At 58.5% G+C, this 2260-nt stretch carries 1 protein-coding gene and 1 rRNA gene; both read left to right on the top strand.

Annotation, left to right across the window (positions count from 1 at the left end):
* On the top strand, positions 1-190 hold a 190-nt coding region (locus VKV18_RS00990), incomplete at its 5' end, for a hypothetical protein (protein ID WP_324202363.1).
* A 70-nt stretch (positions 191-260) separates the two neighbouring features.
* A 23S ribosomal RNA gene (locus VKV18_RS00985) occupies positions 261-2260 on the top strand; the annotation flags it as partial.

Raw genomic sequence — 2260 nt, 5'->3', positions numbered from 1 at the left:
GTTCTTTGACAACAGGGCAGCGGTAGAAGTTGCAATTCACAAGCGGCGGCGTCCGGGTGTGGGGAGGCGGATTCGTGCTTCCCGGCCGGACGACGTTTCTTGCGATCTCTGCATGAGCCTGAGAGAGAAGTTTGGATCGTTACTCGCTCCCGTAGGGGGCCTCCACGCCAAAGCGTGGAGGGATGCCTAGGCGGGAGCAGGAACTTGGAAGCGATGCCGCCTTCGACCCCGATAACCCGGGCCGAGGACGGGATCAATGCGGCCAAGCTACTAAGGGCATGTGGGGGATGTCTGGGCGCCAGAAGGCGATGAAGGGCGTGGAAGACTGCGATAAGCCCGGCGGAGCTGTCCAACAAGCGTTGAGGCCGGGATACCCGAATTACCGTACGCTCAATCCATAGGCGTACGGAGCAAACCCGGGGAACTGAAACATCTCACTACCCGGAGGAAAAGAAAGCAAACGCGACTCCGTCAGTAGCGGCGAGCGAACGCGGACCAGCCCAAACCAGCCGGACATGTCCGGCTGGGGTTGAAGGACCGGCATACGGCACTCGTGTACCCTAGCTCAACACTCTGGAATGGGTGACCAGAGCGGGTGAAAGTCCCGTAGGCGACAGGAGAAAGAGGACCTGCCGGCTCCTGAGTAAGACCGAATACGTGAAGGTCGGTCTGAAGCAGCGGGGCCCATCCCGCAAGGCTAAGTACTCCCTGGCGACCGATAGCGAACCCAGTAGCGCGAGCGAACGATGGGAAGAACCCCGACAAGGGGAGGATAGTGAACCTGAAACCACATGCCTACAAGCGGTCGGAGCCCGGTGGGCGCAAGCCCCGGGTGACGGCGTGCCTTTTGCATAATGATCCGGCGACTTACCGTCGTCAGCCTGGTTAAGCCGCTCTGCGGCGGAGCCGAAGCGAAAGCGAGTCTGAATAGGGCGATGACGTTGGCGGCGGTAGACGCGAAACCACGTGATCTACGCATGGGCAGGATGAAGTGGGGGTAATGCCCCATGGAGGTCCGAACACACCAGTGTTGAAAAACTGGGTGATGACCTGTGTGGAGGATTGAAAGTATCATCAAACGTGGAGATAGCTCGTTCTCTCCGAAATAACTTTAGGGTTAACGTCTTGGTCGTTGGCAGGGGGGGTAGAGCGACTGAATTCGACCGGGGGCCTACCCGGCTACCCGTCGAAACCAAACTCCGAATACCCCTGTCCCAAGCCAAGGCAGCTAGACGGCGAGGGATAAGCTTCGTCGTCGAGAGGGGAACAACCCAGACCGCCCGCTAAGGTCCCTCAAGTACGCTCAGTGCGAAAGGAAGTTGGACTCCCCAGACAGCCAGGATGTTGGCTTAGAAGCAGCCACCATTTCAAAAGTGCGTAATAGCTTACTGGTCGAGGAGTCCTGCGCCGATAATGAACGGGACTAAGCGTACTACCGAAGCGGCGGGAAGACCCCCCCGAAGCGTAAGCACCGGGTGGGTCTTCGGTAGGAGAGCGTCGCACCGTAGGGTGAAGGGGTACGGACAACGAGCCCTGGACGAAGTGCGAGTGATAATGCCGGAACGAGTAACGCTAAAACAGGTGAGAATCCTGTTCGCCGAAAGCCTAAGGTTTCCTGGGGAAGGTAAATCCGCCCAGGGTTAGTCGGACCCTAAGACGAGGCCCAAAGGCGTAGTCGATGGACGGCCGGTTAATATTCCGGCACCATCCGCGTAGGCTCGATGCGTGCTGCGACGCTGGCCCGAAGGTGAGCGGCCCGCTAGAAGTGGCCGTCCCGCAAGGGCGAGGGCAGATACGATCCCAAAGTCATCGGACGGACAGCCAAGAAAAACCAGCACGCTACAAAGCGGATGCCCGTACTCAAACTGACACAGGTAGGCAGGATGAAGATTCTCAGGCGCTCGAGAGAACGCTCGTGAAGGAACTCGGCAAATTAACCCCGTAACTTCGGGAGAAGGGGTGCCCTTGCGGGTGTCACAGCCTGCGGGGGCCGCAGTGAAAGGGATCTGGCGACTGTTTACTAAAAACACAGGTCTCTGCCAACTCGTAAGAGGATGTATAGAGACTGACGCCTGCCCGGTGCCGGTAAGTTAAGGAAGAGGGTTAAGGGAGCAATCCCTGAAGCTCGCAACCGAAGCTCCGGTAAACGGCGGCCGTAACTATGACGGTCCTAAGGTAGCGAAGTTCCTTGTCGGGTAAGTTCCGACCTGCATGAATGGCGTAACGACCGGATCACTGTCTCCACGAGCGACTCGGTGAA

The sequence above is a fragment of the Chthonomonas sp. genome (genome assembly GCF_035294505.1).
GTDB lineage: Bacteria > Armatimonadota > Chthonomonadetes > Chthonomonadales > Chthonomonadaceae > Chthonomonas.
This window is presented reverse-complemented; position numbering and strand designations above follow the sequence as displayed.